The organism is Psychrobium sp. 1_MG-2023 (genome assembly GCF_030689115.1).
Classification (GTDB): Bacteria; Pseudomonadota; Gammaproteobacteria; order Enterobacterales; family Psychrobiaceae; genus Psychrobium.
Map to the genome: position 1 here is coordinate 1 of NZ_JAUYVJ010000063.1, position 2,994 is coordinate 2,994.

A 2,994-nucleotide genomic window follows, 5' to 3' on the forward strand; every position below is an offset into this window, starting at 1 on the left:
TTGAATCTCCCTAACTGCGCTATTAACGCATTTTTTTAACCTGAAAGCAAAAAGCCCGCTAACATTTTCATGTTAGCGGGCTTTTCTTAATTAGTGGCGGAGAGATAGGGATTTGAACCCTAGATGGGCTATTAACCCATGCCGGTTTTCAAGACCGGTGCATTCGACCACTCTGCCATCTCTCCAGCGCGGTGTATAGTATAGCAATACAGATGAGATGCAAGTGTTAATAAGTTTTTTTTAATAAAACTAAACTTTTTGCTCACAAAATCGTCATATACTAACAAGTGAGAACGGCATATTATGACAATGGCCAAGTTGCTGTTATAGTAGAATCAAATTGAGTAATTATTTTTAATTTAGACGGAGTTTTTATGGAGCATCGTACAACTTATAGCGCAACGAATGAGTCTGCGTTACAAACTAATAAAGTATTGAGAAATACTTACAGCCTATTAGCAATGACATTAATGTTCAGTGCAGTAACGGCTTTTTTCAGTACCCAATTGAATTTAGGTATGATTGGTTACTTCGGTTTCCTAATCGCTGGTTTCATCAGCTTATTTATCGTTCATAAAAAAGCGGATACAGCACAAGGCCTAATGTGGACATTTATTTTCACTGGCTGTATGGGTATGGCACTCGGCCCAATCTTAAATCGTTATTTAGCAATGTCTAATGGCGGTGAGTTAATTATGCAAGCGCTAGGTGGCACGGCATTAATCTTTTTCGGTTTATCAGCTTACGCGTTATCTACTAAAAAAGACTTCTCTTTCATGGGCGGCTTCTTAAGTGTTGGTATCTTAGTTGTAATCGTTGCCGCTATTGCTAACATCTTCTTCGCTATCCCGGCAGTGAGCTTAGCGTTAAGTGCAGCAATCGTAATGATTATGTCTGGTTTTATCTTGTATGATACAAGTCGTATCGTTCACGGCGGTGAAACTAACTACATCCGCGCCACAGTATCTTTATACTTAAACATCTATAACTTATTCATCAACCTATTAGCTTTATTAGGCTTTGCCGGTGACGACTAAGTTACACTTAATTAGAGTATGTTACTCTAATTAACCCAAAAGCTTCGCTAGTGCGGAGCTTTTTTTTGCCTGATACTTTATTCGAATACCAATTGCATTAACTATTTGCCCATTTGTAGCAGTTTAAATAATCAGGAACGAGGTTGCTCTCAACCCCAATCGCCAGCTATTACTCAATCAGCGTCTTGTTCTAGCTCATCTTTCCAAGGCACAACAAGATCACTTACTTAATGTATTTGGTATAAACATAGCTTATGAGGCATGTTAGAATACCCTTAATTTTCTCACTCATGTAATGGGTTTCCGCCACTACATATAACAAGGTAACAACCATAGTGACACTGAAATATGTTTTAGTCGTTAACAGTGATGTGAATAGCCAAGGGGCTTACAGTGCCTATTTATTTGCACGAGCGCTGTTAAAGCAAGGACATCAATTAACTCAAGTATTTTTCTATCAACAAGGTACGGCCAATACCAATGCACTTTATTGCCCAGCGAGTGATGAAACCAATGTCGTCGCATTATGGCAAGGGCTAGCCGAAAACTTTGCCGTTGACCTTGTCAGCTGTGTGGCAGCATCGCTGCGTCGGGGTATTGTTGATGAGCAGCTTGCAAAAGAGCAACAGCTGGCGAGCGACAACCTTGCACCTCACTTCCGTTTAGGCGGCTTGGGTGAGTTCGTACAAGCCTCTGCCGATGCAGATAAGTTAATACAATTTTAAGTGAATACCTTATGAAATCCCTAGCTATTGTAAACAGTAGTGCCCCGTTTAGTAGCATCAACGATCGTGAATCCCTCGATATGCTGTTAGCGAATGCTTCTTATGACCGCCCCGTCGGCCTTTTTTTTGCTGGAGATGGGTTGTACCAGATCCTCAAGTCGACCGATGCTCAATTAACCGGACATAAAGACATTAGTAAAAGCTATGGCTTGCTTGAATTGTATGACATCGAGCAAATCTATTTATGCCAGCAGTCGATGAACGAGCGAGGTTTAACTGCCGAACACTTTCTGATTGATGGCCAAATGTTGAGTCAGAAACAATGGTTTGATACGTTAAGTCAATTTGATCAGGTACTAAATTTCTAATGATGTTATTAATTGCTACGCAAAGCCCGTTTACTAAAGCCCTACCTCCAAGCGTTAATGACGTGACAGTAGTCTTGACCCAAGACAGTGTCATTGCAGCGACACTACCTGACTCATTAGCACAGTTTAATGAGGTATTTGTTTTAGAAAGTGATCTTCATGCACGGGGTTTACAAGTGTTAAACTCGCAAGCATTTAAGTTAATCGACCTAGAAAAATTTGTCGAGTTAACCGCCCTTCACCACCCTATTGTAAATTGGTAACACAGCATGAGCACAGGAATTATTTTTCAAGGCAAAGCCCTTGATGTCGATAAGCATGATTATTTGCTTAACCTCGAAGACTGGAATGAACAAGTCGCGCTACATATAGCATCATTAGAAAATATCACCATGACTGAAGAGCATTGGGAAGTGGTGCGCTTTATTCGCAATTTTTACCTTGAGTTTAATACCAGCCCTGCGGTACGCATGCTCGTCAAAGCGGTCGCGAAAGAGTTTGGGCCAGAAAAAGGCAACTCGCGTTATCTTTACAAGCTCTTTCCTAAAGGGCCAGCGAAACAAGCCACCCGTATTGCTGGGTTACCGAAACCAGCAAAGTGTATTTAATCTCACCAATGTGTCGTTCCGGCATGCTTTTAGCCGGAATCTCGTACTGTATATCAGCAATTAACGAGATCCTGAATAACACATTTTCAGGACGACGATGCAAGAGAGCGCCTCACCAATGTGTCGTTCCGGCAGGCTTTTAGCCGGAATCTCGTATTGTATATCAGCAACTAACGAGATCCTGAATAACACACTTTCAGGACGACGATGCAAGAGAACGCCTCACCAATGTGTCGTTCCGGCAGGTTTTTAGCCG

5 protein-coding genes and 1 tRNA gene are annotated in these 2,994 nt (G+C 41.5%); 5 read left to right on the forward strand and 1 reads right to left on the reverse strand.

Annotation, left to right across the window (positions count from 1 at the left end; all coding sequences use genetic code 11):
• Nucleotides 1-94: 94 nt before the first annotated feature.
• A tRNA-Ser gene (locus tag Q8W26_RS17705) sits at nt 95-185 on the reverse strand.
• Between the two features lie 189 nt (nt 186-374).
• Here Q8W26_RS17705 and Q8W26_RS17710 point away from each other — a divergent pair.
• The 5 genes from Q8W26_RS17710 to Q8W26_RS17730 all read left to right on the forward strand — a co-directional run bounded on the left by Q8W26_RS17710 (nt 375) and on the right by Q8W26_RS17730 (nt 2,738).
• A complete protein-coding gene (locus tag Q8W26_RS17710; RefSeq protein ID WP_101212430.1) occupies nt 375-1,037 on the forward strand; it encodes a Bax inhibitor-1/YccA family protein in 663 nt (220 codons plus the stop codon).
• A 335-nt stretch (nt 1,038-1,372) separates the two neighbouring features.
• Nucleotides 1,373-1,762, forward strand: coding sequence for a sulfurtransferase complex subunit TusD (gene tusD / locus Q8W26_RS17715; RefSeq protein ID WP_101212428.1), 390 nt, complete (start codon nt 1,373-1,375; stop codon nt 1,760-1,762).
• A gap of 11 nt (nt 1,763-1,773) precedes the next feature.
• On the forward strand, nt 1,774-2,130 hold the full coding sequence (tusC, locus tag Q8W26_RS17720; protein ID WP_101212427.1) for a sulfurtransferase complex subunit TusC: 357 nt from the start codon (nt 1,774-1,776) through the stop codon (nt 2,128-2,130).
• Nucleotides 2,130-2,393, forward strand: a complete 264-nt coding sequence (locus tag Q8W26_RS17725; protein WP_101212425.1) for a DsrH/TusB family sulfur relay protein — start codon at nt 2,130-2,132, stop codon at nt 2,391-2,393. The genes tusC and Q8W26_RS17725 overlap by 1 nt, the downstream gene beginning before the upstream one ends.
• Before the next feature lie 6 nt (nt 2,394-2,399).
• Nucleotides 2,400-2,738, forward strand: coding sequence for a TusE/DsrC/DsvC family sulfur relay protein (locus Q8W26_RS17730; protein ID WP_101212423.1), 339 nt, complete (start codon nt 2,400-2,402; stop codon nt 2,736-2,738).
• Nucleotides 2,739-2,994 lie beyond the last annotated feature (256 nt).

What these genes read in the sequence shown, in the direction of transcription:
- Q8W26_RS17710 (WP_101212430.1), top strand. Translation starts at nt 375, where the DNA reads ATGGAGCATCGTACAACTTATAGCGCAACGAATGAGTCTGCGTTACAA.
- tusC (WP_101212427.1), top strand. Translation starts at nt 1,774, where the DNA reads ATGAAATCCCTAGCTATTGTAAACAGTAGTGCCCCGTTTAGTAGCATC.
- Q8W26_RS17725 (WP_101212425.1), top strand. Translation starts at nt 2,130, where the DNA reads ATGATGTTATTAATTGCTACGCAAAGCCCGTTTACTAAAGCCCTACCT.
- Q8W26_RS17730 (WP_101212423.1), top strand. Translation starts at nt 2,400, where the DNA reads ATGAGCACAGGAATTATTTTTCAAGGCAAAGCCCTTGATGTCGATAAG.